The 21888-nt window shown below is 56.2% G+C and carries 11 protein-coding genes; all 11 read right to left on the bottom strand.

Translation table 11 applies throughout. The features are described from left to right. Positions 1-387: 387 nt before the first annotated feature. On the bottom strand, positions 388-1812 hold the full coding sequence (locus CW267_RS10825; RefSeq protein ID WP_100781342.1) for a tail fiber domain-containing protein: 1425 nt from the start codon (positions 1810-1812) through the stop codon (positions 388-390). A 61-nt stretch (positions 1813-1873) separates the two neighbouring features. Then, positions 1874-12565, bottom strand: a complete 10692-nt coding sequence (locus CW267_RS10820; protein ID WP_227521838.1) for a DUF1983 domain-containing protein — start codon at positions 12563-12565, stop codon at positions 1874-1876. Between the two features lie 1959 nt (positions 12566-14524). Then, positions 14525-15124, bottom strand: coding sequence for a tail assembly protein (locus tag CW267_RS10815; protein ID WP_100781340.1), 600 nt, complete (start codon positions 15122-15124; stop codon positions 14525-14527). Beyond that, entirely contained in the window at positions 15114-15821 is a 708-nt protein-coding gene (locus tag CW267_RS10810; protein WP_012542161.1) for a C40 family peptidase, read from the bottom strand. The genes CW267_RS10815 and CW267_RS10810 overlap by 11 nt, the downstream gene beginning before the upstream one ends. 2 nt (positions 15822-15823) lie before the next feature. After that, positions 15824-16573: a phage minor tail protein L gene (locus CW267_RS10805; RefSeq protein WP_100781339.1), complete on the bottom strand. Its 750-nt coding sequence runs from the start codon at positions 16571-16573 to the stop codon at positions 15824-15826. 92 nt (positions 16574-16665) lie between these two features. After that, positions 16666-17025, bottom strand: a complete 360-nt coding sequence (locus CW267_RS10800) for a hypothetical protein (RefSeq protein ID WP_100781338.1) — start codon at positions 17023-17025, stop codon at positions 16666-16668. 12 nt (positions 17026-17037) lie between these two features. Further along, positions 17038-17388 (bottom strand): phage tail protein, encoded by a 351-nt coding sequence (locus CW267_RS10795; protein WP_044650396.1) that lies wholly within the window; start codon positions 17386-17388, stop codon positions 17038-17040. Beyond that, positions 17388-20384 (bottom strand): phage tail tape measure protein, encoded by a 2997-nt coding sequence (locus CW267_RS10790; protein ID WP_100781337.1) that lies wholly within the window; start codon positions 20382-20384, stop codon positions 17388-17390. The genes CW267_RS10795 and CW267_RS10790 overlap by 1 nt, the downstream gene beginning before the upstream one ends. 228 nt (positions 20385-20612) lie before the next feature. Beyond that, positions 20613-20957 carry a hypothetical protein gene (locus tag CW267_RS10785; protein ID WP_016160678.1) on the bottom strand — a complete coding sequence of 115 codons (345 nt, stop codon included), beginning with the start codon at positions 20955-20957 and terminating at the stop codon, positions 20613-20615. Positions 20958-20971: 14 nt separating this feature from the next. Further along, positions 20972-21451: a hypothetical protein gene (locus CW267_RS10780; RefSeq protein ID WP_049013950.1), complete on the bottom strand. Its 480-nt coding sequence runs from the start codon at positions 21449-21451 to the stop codon at positions 20972-20974. Positions 21452-21471: 20 nt separating this feature from the next. Further along, complete coding sequence (locus tag CW267_RS10775) at positions 21472-21885, bottom strand: HK97-gp10 family putative phage morphogenesis protein (protein ID WP_181940492.1); 414 nt, start codon at positions 21883-21885, stop codon at positions 21472-21474. Positions 21886-21888: the final 3 nt, after the last annotated feature.

The raw sequence follows: 21888 nt of genomic DNA, 5'->3' as shown, positions 1-21888 counted from the left end.
ACTTTAAACCACTAAATTACAAAATAAAACCGTCCTGCATTACAAACTTATAACATAGATGTGAAAATTACAAGATGGCACTTCAATTAATGATAAACGTATCAATAATAACATTTGACATCCATTTTCTTGAATCTATCGGTACATTTTAAATCTGATGAAAGACAATAGTTTAGGGTTATATCCTTAAACATGAAAAGCCAACAGGATTTAGCACTATTTTATTATTGATTTTGGTAGATTATTAAAAAACAACAAAACATCTGACCAGTAGAACTTTACTTGAACTTACTTATCGTTTACTGCAAATTATTCTGTGATGTACACAGCAATTAATGTCGTTTCAGTTGCCCCCGGCAAGTGCCTCCGGGGGATTTTTTATGCTCCTCAACTTTCTAGGTCGTCAACTCGCCTAATCAAATCCTGTACCACGGTCACCAAATCGGCGATGATGGCCGTGTAATCCACATTCATCACCGTGAATTTTTCGCCATCAATCTCCTGCTCGATGCCGGGGAAGGTATACAGGTCATCAACTTTCTCAGCTTGCTGGGCTATAAACCCACGCCTCCTGCGTGTTTCGCCCTTCATATTGAACTCGCATACCCCCAGCGCGTTAATGCGCCTGGAGGCACCTTCCTGAGATTCCGTAAAATCCTCTTTCAGCCGCACGTCTGAGCCGGTAGTCAGGACGTCCCCTTTGCCAGTGGAAATGGTGCCGCCAGCACGGAATATCCATGCGTCAGTACGTCCGAACCCATCCGCGTACAGCACAAGCCGGTGCTCAGTCCCGACCTGCTCTTCCATGTACATCTGTACGTAAGCCCCGTCCACGTCACCATAGGCCCCGCGCCCGGCCATCAATGAGCGTACCGGATTGGAGGTCAGTTGCGTTCCGATGGCTGGGTTTGCTGGCATGGTCGATGATGCTGTGATCCTCCCGTCCGTGACCCAAAAACTTTGTACCTGCGCGTTCAGGCGGTTCTGCCTGTCGTGGATAAGGCGAGCGGTATAATCCGCACTGCTGCCGTTGTAGTGGAAGTCAATGTAAGGCGTGTTCATTGACAGCTCGATCGCCTGCGTCAGAACCTTCCCCTTTGACGTGTTATCGATGTTGCCGCCAGCTGATAACCCACCGGGCAAAGTGGTCTGGTTATCGGTCCCAATAACGAGGATGTCATCAAAGGTATCTGACGGTGACACAGTGGTCGCTCTTGAACGCTGAACCCTGAACGGTGTTCCCGAGCCAACGGCAATTGTCCCGCCTTGCCCCTGTTTTTTGAGCAGAGCCAGATCTGAGTTCTTACCGAGAATAAAACCGGCATTATCGCTGGTTATAACCTGCGAGCCGTCGAGTTTGTTTCCTCCGGTGAGTTTTTCCAGCGCGTTAAGATCCGATGCCTTCGCCATCCCGCCTATCGCCGGCACGGTCACCTGCTTTCCGGTGATCGGGTCAGTCAGGGTGATATTGCCACTGCCGGTCAGGGCCATCGACCAGCCCTCCACCACACTACGCCAGAATGCAAATGCGCTGGCCAGCTGGTTAGCAAACGACGAGGTACTGGCGGTTTCAGCGGTTATAATGCCGTAACTGGCGCCGGAAAATGCGGTGGTGATATGCCGGGTCAGCGTCAGCTGCGTGTCACTGTCCACGGATTTGATCGCATACAGGTCAGCACTACCGCTGCGGTAGACCACCAGAATCGACCCCGGCTGTATCCCCAGCGCCACCTGTGACCACTTTGTTGTCGCTCCTGTCACCCGCGCCTGAGATGCTGCGCCCGTGACGGTGCCGACTTCATACATCGCCATAATAAAGTTCCTCCTGGATGATTATCCCTGGAAAAAGAAAAGGCCCCTTGCGGGGCCTCTGTTAGCTGAATGAGTTGCTGTTTGTACGGAACGCCGTGGCGGTGATGTTCTGGATCGAGCAGCTATAGTCAATCGAAGCATCGTTGCCGCGCGCCTTGATAAAGAAGCTGACATTGTTGTTATCAGCCAGCAGATCAGCAGCGAAGCGGAATTCCTGAGTGAAGTCGCCAGCCTGGAAACCGCCGGCGTTGGCAAAGAAGCGACGCGTTACTTCCTGCCCGCCAATGTTGAACGTGATATCAACAGAATACGACTGCTGGACATTGCCCGCGCCAGTGAGGTGGTAAACCAGTGTGCACGACAGAACAATCGTCATCCCATATCCACGGTTCTGGTATGCCCCGTTACGCTGAACAGTCTGGTTGCGGCGGAAAGCCATATCATCGTAGCGGCGAGCTACTGCGATATCACCGATAAATGACTGAGCTTCCAGGGTGCCTTTGAACTTGCCGCTTGCCGCCTCAATGTGACCACGGAAGATCCCATTGTTGAACTGCGCCCCACCATCCTTGTTGATGCTCCAGCCGCGTGACCCGTCGACATAGTCGTTTGACTGGATGACGTTGCCGATCTTCGCATTCGTGATGGAACCGTCCGCGATTTTGGTTGAGGTCAGGGAACTGTTTTTGATACGTGCCGTATCGATATAGAGTTCATTGCCTTCGGCAATCATCACCGGAACTGCCGTCGCATTGTTACGGTTAAACAGCGAGAACCGGTCGGCGTAGAGGATCATGTCGCTCGTTTCACCATTGCTGCCCAGCGTAATCCCCGCGCCAACATTCTTCCCGTTAACCGTCTCAACCTTCATCGACCACAGCGAACTCACCGTACCATTCACATCCGCCACGGTTTTAGCGGTGTTCTGAACGGAAGCGCTGAGATCCCCGACACTGGATGTCAGGGTCGTCTGCTGCGTTGCCAGCGCCTCCAGTGCCGTTGCATGCGTCTGCTGGGTACTGGTGATACTGGCCACCGATTTAATCGTATTGTCCAGCGTCGTCTGGTTTTTGATGTTGGCGGCCGCCTGCGCGTCAATCTGCGACTGAAGCGAGGTATTCAGGCTGGCCTGTGTGCTCTGGCTGTCGCTTAGCGTCTTCGCCATGTTATCGACGCGGGAGTTGGCGTTATCCACTTTCGTGGCCAGTGCCGTCTGCTGCTGCGCCTGGGCAGTGATTTTCCCTTCGGCATCCGTTACGCGCGCCGTCAGGCCGCTCACGGTACTCGCCGTCGCGTCAGAGGCATCCTGTGCCGCTTTCGCATCGGTAACATCCGTGATGACCAGATCGTCGATATACAGTGAATAGCCAGGGGTACCGTTGCCGGTGGCGCCACGGGTGGAGATCCAGACCACCGCGCGTGTTCTGCCTGCCCCGTTGTTACTGGCGATCCCCGTGAATTTCACCCATTTATCGCGCGCGCCCAGAGAGGCTTCGCTGACAGTGACCGCCGCCTGCCAGGCATTTTGCCCGGCAGCATTCTGCGACTGGATACCGACCAGCGTTGTCCACCCGGAGGAGGGTGCCTGATCCGCCGGCATCATGGCCCAAAACTCAAACCGGAACTTCGCGTCCTCACGGACTGACTGCCAGGTGCCAAGCTGTTTATCGCTGTTGCCGCCGTTGTTCTCATCCCGTCTCAACCTCAGGCTCTTATCGCCGGTGAATTTCTGAGACGCCACCACAACGGCGGTGCCGCTCCCGCCCAGCACCTGGCCATCGCTGTAGCTTTCAAACGTACCGTCAACCCACGGATTAGCTCCCTGAGTGCGGATGGTATTGATGGTGCTGGTCAGCGACGTGATGCTCTGCGACTGGCTGGTGATGGTGTTTTCCACCTGGCTTACGCGACCGGTCAGTGAACTCACCGCGGACGTGTCAGCCTTTTTACCCAACTCAGTATTCATCGTGGTCAGGCTGTTCTGCAGGCTGGTGAGCTGCTGCGACTGCGAATCCAGTTTACCCTCGGCAGACGTCATCCGGGTGGTCAACCCGGTGACAGCGCTTTGCTCAGCTTTCTGACTGACCGCCGCATTCGTGACGGCCAGATCGCCGCTGAGTTTCGTCAGCTGCTGCGCCTGGGTGGTGATAGCCCCTTCCGCAGCGGTGACGCGGGTATTCATCTGAGAGATGGCCCCGGTATTAGCCGCGATATCTTTTTCATCCGTAACATCGAGGACATGAAAATCATCAAAATACATTGCCCCCGCGCTGAGGAAGGTCGTTAGCTGGAAACTGGCCATTGTGGTCTTCGTGGCTTTCCAGTCAAACGTTACCAGTTGCCAGCCAGAACTAAACGGTCCGTAGTTTGAGCCGACCAGCAGACCAGTGTTGTCGGCCACACGAAACTTCGTGTTACCCGCATCTTTAATCGTGGTACCCGGATCCTGCTTCGCCCATACCCCCATGCGGTAGGTACGACCCTGGGTGATACTGATTTCCTGTCCGACCAGGTTCGACTGGCCGGCGGACATTTTCAGCGCCTTGTTACCCGAGTGCGGAACCTGTAAATCGGCCACCGTTGCGGTACTGCTCCAGCCGGTAAAGCCCGCTGCGCCGCGCTCAAAACTGCCGTTGACAATGAGGTTGCCCGGCATTTTCCCGCTGGCGTCAATATCCGCTGACGTCTGGCTCAGGCTGTTACTCAGTTGCGTCAGAGAATCCCCCTGCGCACTGAGTGTTTTGCCCTGCTCCGTGACCTGATTCTGCAGGGTGTTCATCGCGCTTGCGTCCGCTTTTTTGTTCACGTTCGCATTCGTCGTGGCCAGATCGCTGCTGAGTTTTGTCAGCGCGCTGTTAGCTGCCGCGATGTCATTCCCCTGCTGCGTCACCGTGCCCTGCAGCTGCGTCACCGCGGTCGTGTCAGCCTTTTTACTCACCGTATCGTTTGTCGACCGGAGGCTGTTCTCCAGCGAGGTGGTACGCGTGCCGATGCTGCTGAGCGTATCGCCCTGCCGGCTAACCGTGGTGGTCAGTGAATCCACCGCTTTTGCGGTCGCATCTGCGGTTTTCTGCGCACTGTTCGCCACCGTCACGTTACGCATATGCCAGTCGGCAGCGTACCAGACGGTGCCGAACGGGCTGCTCTGATTAACCTGCAGGAACGGCCGCAGCAAGCTGGTATCGGATGGCACCGTAAAGCGCCAGGTGGCTCGTTTCCACGCGGTGGTGGTCTTGGTGTTACCCCCGGACGCTTTCGCTCCGATGCCACCGGTGGCGGTGGTGGCCCGACCGATATAGAAGTTAAAGTCAGCGCTGCCGGTACCACACGCTACCAGAGCAGACATTTCGAAAACGTCGCCCGGCGTCACGGCGATGTTGTTAATTTTTGGCACATGGTCTCGCCCGGCCAGCCGGACGGCATACCTGAACGGGCAGTCAGCCGGCACACCATCGGCGGTGGTCTCCACCACGTCATAACCCATGCGGTCATACGCCGGATCAAATGACGGGTTTGGAATGTAATCATCCCCGGCAGCATTCCCGGCGTTCACCGCTGCCGTCAGGCTGACGATGTTGCTGTTGGCTGCCGTGAGGCCTGCCTCGGTTTTCTCCACCCGGCCAGTCAGCGCGTTAAGCGCCGTCTGATCCGCTTTGGTGTTGACCTTATCGGTGGTGCTGCTCAAATCGCCCTGCAGCTTCGTGATAGCCTGCCCCTGGGAGGTGATTTTGCCTTCCGCACTGGTGACCCGGCTGGTGAGATCACTCACCGACTGCGCGCTGGCCTTTTGTGCCACGTTGTTGTTGGTGGTGTTCAGGCTGTTCTGCAGATTCGTGATGCTCTGAGACTGCGCGGTCAGCTGCCCCTCGGCATTCGTCACCCGACTGGTGAGGCTGTTAATGGCCGATGTGTTCGCGGTAATACCGCTGGCCGCATCATCCGGACTCGGTGACCAGTCGGTCATCACGGTCCCGGTTTCCAGCTGAGGGCGGCAGAGCCAGACTTCTTTGTCGGCAGACGTCGCGCTTTCCAGACGCGCGGCAATCAGCCGTTTGGTGCCACTGGTGGCAGGAATAACCCATTTCACCCAGTAACGCGCCCATGCGGTGGTCAGTTTCGTGACCGCCTTGCCGTCACCGGCCCCGCCTTTAACGCCCTGGCTGGTTTCCGTGGTGGTGGTGTTCGACGGGTTATAGAAATAGCTCGCCATCTCCTGCCCGTCATAAGCCCCTTTCGCATAGAAGCTGAATACAAATTCCGTACGCCCGGTAACGTCCAGCGTCTGTTCATCCAGCTGGGTATAACCGGATGCACCTTTCGCCAGCCGGGTGTAGGCCACGCGGTCGCCCAGATAGGTCTCTGTGGCGTGGCGGCTGCTCCATCCTCCCAGTGTGTCCGCATTGCGGATAAGGTTGGTCCCGCCCACGGCCAGGGAGGAAAAGTTGTTTTCCAGGTTCGTCAGCGCGCTGCTTTGCGTGGTCAGATCCCTGCCATGCTGTTCAACGGTGTTCTGCAGGCTCTGCAGCGCCGTTGCATCAGCCTTCTTCGCCACATTGCTGTTGGTCGTGTTCAGGCTGTTCTGCAGGCTGGTCAGGCTGTCTCCCTGCGATTTCAGGCTGCCTTCGGTAGCCGTCAAGCGGGTCGTCAGATTCGTCAGCGCGCTGGCATCGGCCTTGCCGCTGATATCCTTACCAAGTTGCGTCACATCCGACTGCAGTTTCGTGATCGCGCTGCCCTGAGACGTAATATTCTTCCCGTTCTGCGTGACTGATGCGGACAGACTGGAAAGCGCCTGCGCATTCGCATCGGCGGCATCGAGCGCCGCTTTCGCATCGGTCACGTCAGTGATGATCAGATCATCAATCAGGAAGGCGTCACCCAGGCGAACTTTTGGTGTATTCGGGATGGAGATCCTCACCATTGCCTGTTTCAGCGCGGTTCGGTTGTTGGTCAGATAGCCACTGACTTTTGTCCAGTTGTCCACCGACAACTCAGAGACTTTCACATTCAGGCCAGGCCACGACCAGCCATTGGCAGAATCCTGGAAGGAAAATCCGAGCACCATATAAACGGTCGGATCGGCGGTCGAGCCAGCCGGCAACTTAACCCACGCCTCCACGTAATAGACCGCGTTATCGCGAACCTGCATGCCTGAAAAGATATGGGTATCGTTATTATCCGTCGCGTTCGGGTTGTACTCCGTACTGCGCGTAACACGCAGGCTTTTGGTCCCGCTGTGAGCAGCTTCACTGGTGATAACGGCGCGGGCATTACTGAGAACATCGCCGACGGCATAGGATTCAAAACTGCCGTCCGGCAGTACGTTGGCTCCCCGTGTCGCCTGCTGCTTCAGCGATGTATTCAGGCTGGTCAGGCTGTCGGCCTGGCTACGGATATCCTTTTCAGTCTGGGTAACCCGGTTGGTCAGTGAACTGACCGCCGACGCATCAGCCTTCTTCGCCACATCGCCTTTGACCCCTTCCAGCGCGTTATTCAGCGCCGTGATGGATTGCCCCTGTGATGTCAGGGTGTTCCCCTGGTTCGTCACCGTCCCGGTCAGAGACGAAACAGCATCGCTGGTCGCCTTGATGTTGGTTTCATCGGTGATATCAAACACCCGGACGGAATCGAGCCAGATTTCACCGTTTGTCGGATGAGAATAAAGTTTGAAGTTCTGCCCGTCCGTGCCGGCAGCCGTCAATCCGGTTTCCCAGGTGATGGTTTGCCAGTCAGTGGTCAGCGTGACCGTTTTATCCTCATACGTACTGTCCGTCTGGCCGATTTTGTTCTGGCGACGGATCAGCAGACTCATCGCGCCGGAAACACCTTTGGCCTTCACCACCACCCGATACTTGCGCTGGCCATTCAGTGGCACCGGCTTGTTGTTGTTGGAGAAAATGCCTGGGCTGGTAGTGGTCGTCCGGTTCAGCCGGACCCCCGCTTTCCCGTCCCCGAAATCGCCAAAGGTCACACCGGCTGGATACTGAATATCCCAGGCAGTGCTGCCCTGCAGAAAATCAAAGTTCGGGATCAGGTTGTCGCCGGCGTTGCGGGTGGCCGTCAGCACATTCGCCAGATTTGTCAGTTGCTGGCTCTGTGTGGTCAGTTTCCCTTCCGCCTCTGTCACCCGGTTATCGACCGAAGTCAGTGCCGTTGCATCGGCCTTCTTCGACACATTGCTGTTGGTCGTGTTCAGGCTGTTCTGCAGGTTCGTCAGATGCTGGCTTTGTGAGGTGATGGCCCCTTCCGCTGTGCTGACCCGGCTCGTCAGTCCGGTCACGGCGCCGGCGGTGGCATCGATGTCCACCCGGTCGGTAACGTCAGTGACGTAAAAATCATCGAAGTAGCGGCTGCCGCTAATCAGATAGTTACTCAGCGTCACCGGCAGGCTGGCTGTCTCCGTCGCTTTCCAGCGACCGGAAATCAGGGTCCAGTTTGTCCCCACCGTACCGCTGTTGTATGGACGCTCAAAAACCGGCTGGCCGGCAGAGTTGCCGATCCGCAGCTTGTTGTTCCCCGCGCCATTATCCGTCGTCGCTCCGGGTTCCTTGACCCACACCCCGATTTCATAGGTTCGCCCGTGAACAAACGGGATGTATTGCCCCGGAGTCACATTCCCCGGATCAACCTTCAGCGCCCGCGTCCCGCTGTGAGGAACGGAAACCTCCACCACACTGGTCGCGGTTGACCGCCCGGTGTAACCATCCAGCCCGCGTTCAAACGAGGGATTCACGACCAGGTTACCCGGTATCTGCCCGCTGGCATCGATATCTGCCGCGACCTGCGAGAGGCTGTTCGACAGGTTCGTCAGCGAATTGCTCTGGCTCTCCAGCGTTTTGCCCTGCTGCGTCACTTTCGTGTCGAGCGTGGCCAGCGCAGTCGCATCGGCTTTCTGCGCCAGCGCTTTATCGGTATTCGCCAGATTTCCGGTCAGTTTCGTGATGGCGCTGTTCGCAGCAGTCAGGTCGTTGCCCAGCTGTGTAACGGTATTGGTCAAATCCTGCACCGCTGTCGCATCAGCCTTTTTGGCCACTGCGGCATTGGTGGTTGCCAGCCCGTTTTCCAGCTGAGTTGTCCGGTTGCCGGTCGAGGTCAGCAGATTACCCTGTTGCGTCACGGTGGTGGTCAGGGAGTCAACCGCCGCCGCCGTGGCATCCGCAGTATCCTGAACCTTTTGCGCCGCTGTCACATTTCGCATATGCCAGTCCGTAACGAACCATACGGTGCCATACGGGCTGTTCTGCGAGATCTGCAGGAACGGGCGGATATAACCCCTGTCCACCATCGCCTGCGTGACCTTGAAGCGCCAGGTGGTTCTCTGCCAGGTCGCGGAGGGTGATTTCCCGCCCCCCGCCATGAGTGGCGCACCGGTGCTCGTATCTGGCCGAACGGCGGTGCCAACATACAGATTAAAATTCGCCGTGCCGGCGCCGCAGGCAACCAGTGCGCTGATCTCAATCACATCGTTAAGCGTGGCCGGGAACGCGGCAAAGTTAGGATGGTGATCCCGGCTGGCAATTAGGGCCGCATAACCATACGGGCAGCCCGGCGGGACCTCCTCAGCCGTCGTGGCTACCACGCTGAACCCCATCTGGTCATACGCCGGGTCAAACGTCGGGTTGGGAATTAAATCCCCGCCTGATGCGTTTCCGGCCCGTACAGCGGATTTCAGCGAGGTAATGTTGGCGTTAGCAGCCGTCAGCCCGGATTCTGTCTTCTCCACTCGTCCGGTTAGCGAGTTCATCGCCGTCTGATCCGCTTTGCTGGCCACGTTCGCGTCTGTCTGCGTCAGCGCATTCCGGAGCTGGGTGATGTTCTGCGAATTGCTGACCACATCGTTGCCAATCTGGCTGACATTCGAGCTGAGCACGCCGGCTGCGTTTGCCAGCGCGGAAACCCCGAGACCGGAGTACATCTCAGCAACCTTGTCTGACAGCTTCAGACCCAGGTTGATATACGCCTGGCCGGTCCACTGATTCACCAGAAACTCAACGGTGTTCCAGCCGGCTTTCAGTTCAAAACTGACGGTATTCCAGCTGGCGTTACCCCAGGCGACCTGCACCCCATTCACAAATATGGCGCCGGTATCGTCAAAAACCCTGGCGCCGGGCGCCAGTGTGATGGTGGTATCTGCGGCCACTTTCACCTGGCAGGAATACAGCGCGATCAGATAGCTGCCGGCGGACGTAAAGTCCAGTTTGGCCGCGTCGGCCACCTCATCCACGACCGTTGGCGCCACGGCGCGAATATCGCTGAATGACGGGACTGTCCCGGCGTTAGCCAGCTGCACCGGATAGAGTCGACGGGACCAGCGATTCGGCTGGCCATTGACCAGTTGATTCGACAGGCTGGTGATACTGTCAGTATTGCTGCGAATATCCTGCCCGTTTTGCTCTACCTGCTGCGTTAAGGCAGTGACCGCAGCCGCTTCGGCTTTCTTCGCCAGCGCGGCATTTGTCGTGCCCAAATCGCTCGTCAGTTTCGTGATGGACTGACCCTGGCTGGTTATCCTGTCACCCTGCCGGGTAACAACAGACTGCAGCCCGCTCAGTGCCTCATTCGTACCATCCAGGCCCGTTTCCGTCTGGCCAACCCGGTTAGTGAGCGATGTTAACGCAGCGCCCTGCGATGTCAGCGTGGTGCCCTGTTGCTCAACTTTCTGCGTCAGGGACGTCAGCGCGGCCGCATCGGCTTTTTTCCCGAGGCTGGTTTCCAGGCCACCGATACGGCTCGCCTGCGCGCTCTGCTCTGTCGTCAGAGAACTCAGTTCACCAGAAACAGCAGCTTTGTTGTCGTTAAACTGCGTCTGCAGGGACTCTCTGGCCTTAACTTCCGCTGAGATGGCGGTAACGCGCGCGGTTTTTTCCTGGTACAGCAGCCCGGAGGTGACTTTCTCCAGATCGCTCCCATCATAGGAGCCACGCATCTGCGCCGCCAGCGTGCTGCGTGCCTGCGCTTCGGCGGTCAGCGCGTTACTCAGCGTACTGCGCACATCCTGCAAAGCCGCCGTACTGGCGCCGGGTGCTGGCCGGCCAACGGCGATCCAGTCGAATTCGATAAAGTTGCTGGCATCCTGCTGGTTCGTCAGGTCCAGGCGAATACGATCAATGTTCCCTGTCCACGGAATATCACGCACCGTCAGGGTTGCCACCCCATCGGCATACTCCGGCTCAGCAACAATGTATCGCTTCGTGTTATTGAAGTTTTCGCCGGCAGACACCCAGCGGATCTCACCCGCCCAGACTGGTTTGCCGGTTTTACGAAAGCGCAGCATGATGAAACGGTACGCCGCACCATCGACAGCCAGCCCGCCAGGAGAGGTAATGTACGGATCGGTGGCGCTGTCCGCCGGGCGTAACCAGCCATCCTGTGAAACACCCGGTACGCCGGCGCTGCCGGTCCAGCCCTCGGTCGTCTGATTGTTGAAATGCCAGATAACCTGCGAATCGAACTGGATATTAGCGCCGGCAGCGAGGCTGGACATTTCCCGCGCCAGATTTTCATCGGCGGTCTTCATCACCTGAGTCAGGCTCTCGATACTCGCCTCAATCCCCTGCGTTGCCGCCAGCAGTTCATCAGCGGCCTGTGACGCCTTCGCGTTAACATCGGCGATACGATCCGCGGTCTCCTGCTTCACCGCATTGGTCAGCGTGGTGTTGACCTGAGACAGCGACTGCTTCAGGCCATTCTCGGCAGTCTTTATCTGCGCATTCAATGCGGCATCGCCGTCGGCCAGCGTTTTGCTGACCCTGGCAATCTCCAGGTCGATGGTGGCGTTGATTTCCGCAGCCGTATCGGTGACTGACTGTCTTGCCTGGGTGATGCTGTCGGTTAGCGACTTGTTCACAGTTGCGATCTGCTTGTTCGCATCTGCGACGGCGGATTTTGCCTCCTGAACGCCTTTGTTTGCCTGAGCCAGACCAGAATCGAGAGCCTCATTGACCGAGGTGATCTCATCCGTGATGGTTTTATTCACGGCGGAGATCTTCCCGTCAACATCAGCCGTGATGCTTTCCGCCGATGCATCAATATCCTGGCTGACCTGCTTCGCCTGGTCTTCGGCTTCCTTACGCAGAGCTCCAGCGGTCTGCTCCAGTTCCTGCTGCGTATTGCGGATACCTTCCTGCGTTTCGCTAATGGTACGCTGCGTTTCCTCCCAGGCGGCCGTATCCTTGATCGCGTCGGTCAGGTTTTCGTAGTAATCATCAAAGTTATCGCTGGCCATCCCCTGGACCCAGCCGGTCCACGGGCTTTCATTGCCCAGACGATCCACAAGGCGCGCCCGATAACAGAATTCTGCGCCCATACTGAGGCCCATCTGCTGATAGCTTTTCCCCGGATAGGCCACGTCTGATAACAGCATCGGCGCACTGCCGTCCTGATTTTTGCTGTACTGCAGTTCCGTGCGCAGCGTATCCCCCGAGCCGGTCGGGAATTCCCAGCTAACCTGGACCCCATGAACCAGCGAACGGGTTGCCAGCGCCAGCGGCGGAAGTGGGGCACCAGACTTACCGGTCAGCTCGGTTTCTTTCGAGATCCCCCATACGGACGCGATATCCTGCGCGTTAATCGCCCGCACACGCACAACGTATCGACCGGTATAGATACCATCGACCTCAAACCGCGTATTGCCGGTGCGCGGCAGGTTAATCCAGTCACCATTGTTCTGACGCCACTGCATTTCATACGCAATCGCATTTTTCACCGGCGACCAGGTGGCAACCAGGGTGGTGATGCCAATCCCCTGCGACACCCGGTAGAGGCTGGAAATGGTAATGTCGTCCGGTGCCTCCTGTCCCCGTGGGGGAACAACGGTCACAGGACGGTCTTCGATCACCGCGCCATCATCCACCCGGGGAAACTTGTTCGGGTTATACGGCAGGCCGTTAATAGTGACCGTGCCATCGTTATTGTTCACAACGCGCTTAACCCTGAATTGCTGAATGGCCAGGTCTGACTGATCCAGAATCCAACCCGCCTCCGCCTGCGGTGCCGGGTTATACTCCTGCTCTACCGTAACAATACGGTCCTGCACACCCTGAACTTTACGCCCCTGCGACTTTCCGTCCGGCAGGTTAATGATGAGCGTATCCCCGGCTTTTGCCGCGACCGCGCGGTCGAGAGTAATCCTTTTTCCTGAGACTGCCGCCACACGACCGCCGTTCTGCCGGCCAGCCATAGGGGCATTGTTGATACCGATAACCTTGCCAACACGGGGAATGCGACCCTCCATCCCCGTTTTAAACTCAACGCCATTGTCGTCGCGGTTTGTCTCGATGGCGTAGGCGCCGTGGCGCTGCGCCTCGGATTCACGTGTACAGCCAATCCGGGACAGCTCGATAGTGTTAAATCCGAAGCGGTCTGCAACCTCCTGCGAATAGACGCTGGCTTGATCGTCCTGATAGTTATTCTGTGGGTTGCTGTAAGTGACGATGGCCGCGCTATAGTTGGTCCGCTCGGACGTGCTGGAGAACGTGAAGGAGCCGACAATATTCGATTTGTTGAAAACAAAATCGGGGTCCATCTCACGCGGCATATCGGCATCAACCGACAGCAGATTATTCGACCAGCTAATCATGCCCCGAAAAATGTTCGCGAGATCCATTAATACGGTCCAGGCGTCAGTCCGCTGGGATATATAGAGATCGCAGAGATAACGGGCCTCTTTTCCGCCAGCACCATCTGAGACCGGCGCATCGCAATACTGGCCGATCTGATACAGGGTCCATTTATCCACCTGGTCGGACGAAATACGCTTTCCAAGTCCATAACGTTTGTTCAGCACCAGATCGTAAAAAATCCAGGCGGGGTTATTCGACCAGGCCCACTTAAAGGTCCCGTCCCAGCTTCCGCTGTAGGTACGTTCGACAGGGTCATAGTTCGACGGTACGCGAATGACCAGCCCCTTTGCCTTGACCGTCACGGTCGGTGTCCGGCCATCAAAAAGCGTTGAATCGAACTGAACGAACAACAGCGCGGTGTTCGGATAGCGCAGTTTGGCGTCAACGATTTCCGTTATCGACTCGATACGACTCACGTCCGCCGTTTTGTTATTATTCTTATTCTCAGTCAGACGGCGAACGCGGATCTGCCAGCCGGAGTTTGCCCGCGGCAAATCGATGCGGTAGCTGCGCTCATAGCCCGTGTTAGCTATGCCATCGACGGTATCGCGGCCATATTCGGTATACGTGCTGCCGTCTGTTGAAACATCGATAGCGAACTCAATGCGGTAACCATCTTTGCCACCGCTGTCACGCAGGCTGTAGACCCCGTTCGGAAATTTAATACGCAAGCGAACAGCCGACAGCTGCGTGTTGTTGATCGCCTTTACCCACGGGGTGCCAGACTTGATTTCCGTGCTGACGCTGATTTCGTTTTCGACCGCCGGGAAACCCTGAATGTAATCCTGGTCAACCAGACCACTGCGCCACTCCCACGTCACGCCCGGAAAATTTTCATGGCCATCGGCATCGAGCAACGGCGTACCGTCGAGGCAAATATCCTGACCGGTAAACTGACCGGCAATTTGACCTTCTGACAGTGCCAGCAAGATTTTCATATAGGCGACCGAGGCAATTTCCGTCCCGCGATTCTGCCCGTTATCCTTGTTACCACCGTTATTTTTAGCGCCAGCGATTCCTTTTATTTCAGCCATTCTCAAACTCCGGGCAAAAAAAATCCCGCCGTGGCGGGAAGGGTAAAATGCATTTTTTTATTGCTGTTCTTCGGTATAAATACCGCCACTGATAATGACGCCGCCTATTTCACGCAGGCCATACAAGATCGGTACACCGTTGCCGGCAGCGACCTGATTAACAGGCGCACCAAATGAGTACGATTTTTTCGTATCCCGATCCGTTGTCATACCCTGGGTACCGCTGGGCGCCAGCATTTGTACAACGCCGCCCAGCATCATCGCCGCCCCCATTTTGTAGAGGAACGGCGAGGCAGCGGCGGCAGGGGTAAAACTCAGCACCATACCAACGGCAACGAGTACGGCACCAAAAATGGTCTGGAACACCCCGGCTTTTTTACTGCCAATAATCACAGGCGCAATTTTGATTACGTCATGCACACCATTCAGAAACAGGTCATCCTGGCTCAGATTTTTTTCACCGTTAAAGATCATGTACGTGACTCCACGTCCCTCGCTGGTCTCCAGCCATCGTTCCAGTCCAGGAACCATGATGCACAGCGCGCGGATAGCCTCCCGTACAGAAGATACCGACAGGCGATGCTCCCGGCCGAACAGCTTGCCCAGCTTGCCGTACAGGCGAACCAGAACCATTTTCTCTATCGTATTAGTCGTCATTTTTATGCCTCAGCGTCAGCATGGTTCGCTCCCGCCAGATCCCACCGTATGGAACCTCACCACTCAGCTGGCCATACATGTGGTGCAACATTTTTCCGTTGCCCAGGTAAATGCCGGCGTGGTTGATTTCGTCCGCTCTGTACTGCATCAGAATCACATCGCCTGCCTGCAGCTCGCTGGCGTGAGAATAAAACCCGGCCTCCGCATAGTGCCGCACATACAGGTTTTCCCCCCGGGTCCACCAGTTGTCCTCTCTGGGAAAATCAGGCAGTTCGATACCTCGCTCCTGCATATACCAGTCGCGGACCAGTCCGTAGCAGTCCCAGCTACCGTGGATAAACGGACGGTTCAGAAGAGGCGGGGAATCATCCGGCGTCGTGACGGTGTAGTCGCCACCTGGCCAGCTAATAATGATCCACGGCAGGCCTGTTTTCTGGCAGCCCTGCAGGTCCTCGGCGGATGCGTGCGGACCGGCATCCGGATGCGAATGCACCACGGCCAGCACGTCGCCGGCATCCTCTGCGGCAATCCAGTCACCGGCGGCGATCCGAAAATGCTCCGTCGGCATTTCATGACTGTTTTCGCAGCGAATATATCGGCGCTGCCGCCCGACCCGGGTAATCAGGCCACAGCATTCGTTCGGGTAAACATCAGCGGCGTGCGCCTCAATAGCGGTTTTCAGTCTCTGGCTCAGCATGACTACATCCTCAGCAGACCAATAGCCGGGAATCCGCCAAACGGCAGCATGGCATCATCACCAAAACGTAACTTACAGCCCGCGACCGTTCCCGGGCAGACGTCCAGTGCCGGGTTGTCTACGGGATTGCCGAATTTGTCGTAATAACGCGTGCCGGTATAGCCACAGTCAGCACCACGGTACTGGCCCTGCATGCACCAGGCACAACGGTTGGTCATCTGGCGTGCAGGCAACTTCTGTCCGGTAACATCCACCGGCGAGCTAAGCTTGAACTGGACCTGTTCATCGTCATCGCTGGATTTACTGTCAATGTAAAAAACATCAATCTGCTCTGCTGTCGGGTCAGCCTGTGGGTTGCCGTCAGGGAAGTTCCTGGCATCGAGATAGTGCGCATACGTGCGGTGAACCGTTACCTTCGCCTGCTTCATATCCTGGAACATGTGGCATAACGCACTGATTGAGCCATCCAGGTTCGCAATGGACAGCTTGGGGGAAGCTGGCGAACCTTCACCGTTGGACTCAACGTCCTCGATCTCACATGGCCAGAGCGTATATTTCACGCCCTGCCAGTAAATCGGTTTGCCCGTCAGCTTTTCCGCATCGCTGCCAGCGGCGATAATTTCTTCTTCGGTATACGGGATAGCGTGGTTGTGAAAATACAGTACGTCTGCATCAAAAGTGGTGCCATCCACTTCGAACAGAGTGATGACGTTACCGGGTTCCAGTTTTTGATCGTCGGCTGCAATGCCCATAATGTCCTCGCTGCGGGACCGAAGCCCCAATAATAAAAAACCCCGCTAAGCGGGGTTAAATTGATGGTGTGGGTGCCGGACGGCACGGGAGGTTAACGGGGAAAGTGGTAGCCGGCATCAGTGCAAATTGGCATCATCATTCTTTCCATATCATCACTATGGATAATGGTGTCCGCGCTAATTATTATCCCAGAGTTGTTTCTCCTCGGGCCAACCAGTAAGAGCGCTTTTCCTGCATAGCCACTATAAGAGTTTTTGGCATTTATCTGAGCACAGTAAATATCCCCACCCATATCTGGCTGCCAATAAATTTTGGCGCTATCCGGATCTTTCAGCTTCTGCTTCGCAGACTCTTCGATGACTTTTTTTTCCGACACCGTTAGCTCACGTGCTGCTGCTGTACCGGAAAAAAGAACGGCGATGCTTGCCAGCGCCAGTACCATTTTTTGCATTATCATTCTCCATTATATCGGTGCGGCTCTGTATGCCGTCACAAACGTAACAGTAACGGTCATGCGCGCAAAATCAAGCAGTTGAGGCTTTATCTGTGTCGCACGGTATAGCCCCCGCTCGCCCAGCGGATTAACCCATATGAATGCACGTGTTTCGCCATGACGGCGCAAAAACTGCAGGATCGGCATGACCTCCTCCCTGTAGTCGGTGAATGTCAGTGGCCATGATTGCGATTCAGGATTAATACCATCACCAGTGACCTGCTCATAACCATCACCATATTTCACGGACCGCGTCGCATATTTAATATCCGCAGTGGGACCATTCAGCGGCGACCAGTCGAACGTTTCCAGTGCGGCCATTAGCGCATGCTCCTCAGTTTTACATCGATCATCCCACCGTTACCCATTTCCTTATCCAGGGTGCTCAAAACTATCTGAACGATCTGTTGCTTCATCTGAGCGATACCACTCTCTGACCGCTTCCCGGACTGATCCGGATTACCGTTACTATTGACCACCTGTAACGGGATATTAACCGTTATCCCACCTGCTGCGCGCTGGCTCTCACCCCTCATTGGAAGCGGCCCGCTCGGCGCGCCAGCCAGCCCTCCGTTGGCGTAGCCACTGCCGTAAGTTAACTGGTTCAGAAAGCTGAGCATGCCTGGCCTTTTAACCACCTCCTGCGGCACAACCCACTCACCACGGTGGACTGGCCCGGCAACCTCATACTTCCCACCATCACCGGTATACCCGCCGCCGGAGAACCCAGACAGAAACCCGCCAAAATCCGCGAGGATGCCAATCCCGGACCCCGACATAGCTGAGCCTGCAGATCGGATAGACTGAAAAAAGAGCATTTTTGTTATCATCTGCCCAATATCGTCAATGATAGACAGCGCCATCTCCTTGAATGACGATTTCCCCCGCGACGCCATTTGCCAGATAGAATTGGCCATGCCGTCCATTGCATTGACGGAGGTGTCACGAACCTGGGCATAAATGTTGGTTGCATCGGCGCCCCATTCACGCAGCCCGGCGCGTAACCCCTCGGTCCAGGACCCCTCAACCTGCGCTTTATCCCGGGCACCATTGCGAACGATGCTCAGTTGCTTTTGTTCTTCTGCATTAAGAAGGCGTGTTCGTTCTTGAAAAGCAGCCTCATCAGCTGGTTTGATTGTTTTCTCTGCATCCTCACGCAGCTTCGCGAATTTCGACCTGACCTGCTGCTCCTTCGCCATCTGGTCATAGGCAGCGCTGCTCATCGTCATCCTGGCCACGTTGGCATCCATCTCGGCCTGTAGCTGAATGGTTGAGCGGTACAGCTCATTATTCTCCTGTTGAATTTTCAGCGACAGCTGGCGCTGCACGTTCGCCTTCTCCAGCTGTACGTTGATGTTCAGCTGAGCGCGCAGCTCCTGCTCAGCATTGAGAATGCTGCGCTGCCCGGCGGTCAGGATTTTTTTTGCCTTGAGATCGGAGATCTCCTGGTTGAACTGCAATAGCTTTCGCTCTGAACCGGTCAGGTTAACGGTCTGCTGGTTTTGCTGACGAAGAACCGATTCCTGCTCGCGCAGACTCTGCAGACGCTGGGTGGCCTGGTCATCTTTGTACGCCGCTGGTTTCTTCTGCTTCTCCCCGTACAATTTATCTATACCGCGTAACGCCTGCGCGTACTCTTCCGTTCCTTTCTTGAGAGTGCGATTGAGAGCCGCCAGTGCATCGGCGCGCTGCTTCTCTTTTGTCACGCCAGCAGCCATCAGTCCTTGCACGGTATTTTCGGCCTTCAGGCGATCAGCTGTATCTTTCCGCAGCTTCTCTTGCTCCTTCCGCAGCCTTTCCACCTCTTCGCGCTGTTTTATCGCCGGGTCCGGACTGGGTGTCAGGTTTATTCCCAATGCTGACGCCTGCGCCTGGGCTGTGGCCATCTGGGCGTCACCCATTATTTTAAACGCGCTGCTGACATAATACTTCAGCGATCTCCAGGCCCCTTTCAGCCCGTCAACCTTATCTTCCTGATCCTTTATCTGCTTTTCCAGCTCGGCCATCGCCTGCTTTTGCAGGAGCGCCGTAGCCTCACTTTCCCTGCCCTGGCGCTGTAGCGTGACTATCTGGTCGATAAACGTCGCGTTTAGCTGAATTCCCTGATTGTTCAGCTTCTCCATCGCCTGGACAGGATCGCCCTGCAGATTCGTGAGCATCGAGACCAGATCCCCCGAACTCTGCCCCAGCTCTTCCATCCGGGCGCCAAGTCCGGCAACGCGGTCCAGCATTTCACCACCGAATCCGGCATTAACAGACGCGGTGATAGCTTTTACGGCACCGTCAGTATCTCCCAGCTGCGACTGCAGGCTCTGGAGATACTGAACCGACATAATCGACTGCTGCCCTGATTTGAATAACGCATTGCTGTAGCCGCTGATAGTTTCCTGAGACTTTGAAAACGACGAATAGAGCATCGTCACCGCGCCGGCGATCGCCATGATACCGATCCCGACCGGGCCACCGACCAGCGCCAGGGCGCCACGCAGTGTTCCCGCCGCCGCCGCCGCTGCGCGCTGCCGGAACGTCAGCTCCTGGCTGGCCGTGGCCAGCGTTCGCGTTGAGGTAGTCAGGGTACGCTTGGCGTCAGACTCAGCGATATCTGCGGCCAGAACCTCTTTTGTGGCTTCTGCCAGGCTCTTTTTCCCGCGGGCCTCAGCTATATTGGCCTCGCTGATGGTGCGGGCGTTTTTCGCATGCTCTGCTTCATAGCTGGCCGTGATGCCATACTGCTTATTCACCTCTGCCTGTTTGGCATAATACTCATCCAGCGCAAACGCCTTCTCGCGCTCCGCCTGCGCCGCCTGAATGGTTTGTACGGCTGCTTTCTGCCGCGCCAGTGCCTCTTCTCGCAGCGTGCGGGCATTGTTGATAGACGCCTGCGCGCCATCTACCGCCGCCTGCGATGCGGCAATCTGAGCCTGTCGCTGTAGCTCCAGACTTTGGGTGCTACTGGTCAGCGCAGTACTCATACCTTCGGTCAGCGCCGAGATCGCCGCAGTGGTGAAACTGCTGCCGGTAACGCCACTACCGGCAGACAGATTCGCCAGTACGTTACGCATCTCATCCAGCCCGGTAAGCCGTAGTGACCCCAGCTTTTCGATACGTTTATCCAGCCTGGAAAATTCAGCATCAGCGGCTTTTACACCTACGCCGATCCCCTTAAAGGCAGCCTCAGTTTTTGCCGCATCAGCCTGTGCTTTTTTGTTAAACTGCTGTGCGTTGCCATCCGCCTGACGCATTGCGTCAGCGAACTGCGAATTAAACGTCGCACGGTTGAGGTGCAACGCGACAGCGAGTGATGCTACATCAGCCATTTCCAAGAACCCTCAGGCAGTTTTCAAAATCATCATCCCGGGCTACGGCAGAGGGTGCTGTAGATGACTGTGGAGCCGCCAGTGGTGGTTCTCCCTCTTCTTTAAGGAGCGCAAAGTACGCCTCCCAGTAGGTCAGGATGTTCGCCGGCATGGCGGCCAGTTTCGTGGGGTCCGGCTCACCCCAGCGATCTGCCAGCGTAAACAGGGTGCGCAGCTGGGGTGATTCGGTTAGTTTTTTTTGGCATCTTCCAGTGTGCCGATAGCATGACGCTGTACGGCAATGACCGCCTCCAGCAGATCTGCTCCCGAATGGGCTGACAGAAAAGCCTCTGCGGCCGGGAGTTCATCCGCTGCCGGGCGGCTTCCGTCCTCATTTACCAGCGCAGAAAGAAACAGTGTGATGCCACGGATAGAGGTCTGGCGAGCGTTGTCATCGCTCTTTTCCAGCGCCTGCAGATCGGCTTCATAATCCCATAGTTCCTCCTGCGTCAGACGGCGAATAAAGATCTGCTGACCAAGCAGCGTAATCGGATGGGCTTTGATAATAGGGTTGAGAAGGTTTTGATAATTCACAGTCGTTATTCCTTTTATTCACTACCACTATTGGCGGCGTTCGTGGTAGTCCATTTCACGCCGCCGTTCTGCTTGCCGTATACCTCGTCCTGCAGGACTTTACCATCAGGCTGGTCAACGGCCTGCTGCGCCCATCCGGATAGCACCAGCTCCATTTCCGCCGAGCGCCCATTTGGGAAGTCGAAGAAAAACACCACGGTCTTATTGGCCTCCGCCGCTTCCAGCAACGCCTGCTGATTCGCATCCGTCGGATCGGCAATAAACACCAGGGTTTTATCCTCACCCTCGCCCATATCGGCCATGTATTTCGGATCACGGTCAATCAGGCGTGTCACCTTCATGAAGGTACCCTTTTTGCCTACGGCACCGATGGCCATCGTACTTTGCAGTAGCTTTGCGGCCGCCTTCAGCGTGCCTTTCATACCCCAGTACGTGCGGGTTCCCGCCGGAATGCTTGCATATTCCGAAGGGCTTTTAATGACGTCTTCACCCATTTTTTTCTCTCTCTTTTTGACTACCGGCCTTCCAGCCCATAGCGAATTTCAGCTGCCAGTATCGACAGCACTTTTTCGACGTTGTAATCCAGCGCCGGACGAATAAACGGCTTAGCCACCTGTTTCACCGTGCCGAACTCCTGCGCCAGCGCTTTCATGTGATGCGCTTTGCTGGGACCGACTCGAAACGTGATGAGAGTCCCGTAGCGCTCGCTCTTTGCTGCGCTGGTTGAGCTACGGATTTTGATCGTGTCGCGCATGTGCGGCCCGCCGCTTAACTCGTCGTAGCCGGCGTTTTGCTGCATATCTTCCTGCACGATGGCCAGCGCCCGGCGCCCGGCATCACGCAACAACTTGGTGCTGACTTTCTTGTCCATATCGGAAATCAGGCGTTCAAAATCCTTCCCCGATGGGAATTTCATCTCAATGCGCATGGG

This window comes from Klebsiella sp. X1-16S-Nf21 (genome assembly GCF_002837615.1).
Classification (GTDB): Bacteria; Pseudomonadota; Gammaproteobacteria; order Enterobacterales; family Enterobacteriaceae; genus Klebsiella; species Klebsiella variicola.
The sequence above is the reverse complement of the archived record's forward strand: the minus strand, read 5'-3'. Positions and strand labels throughout refer to the sequence as shown.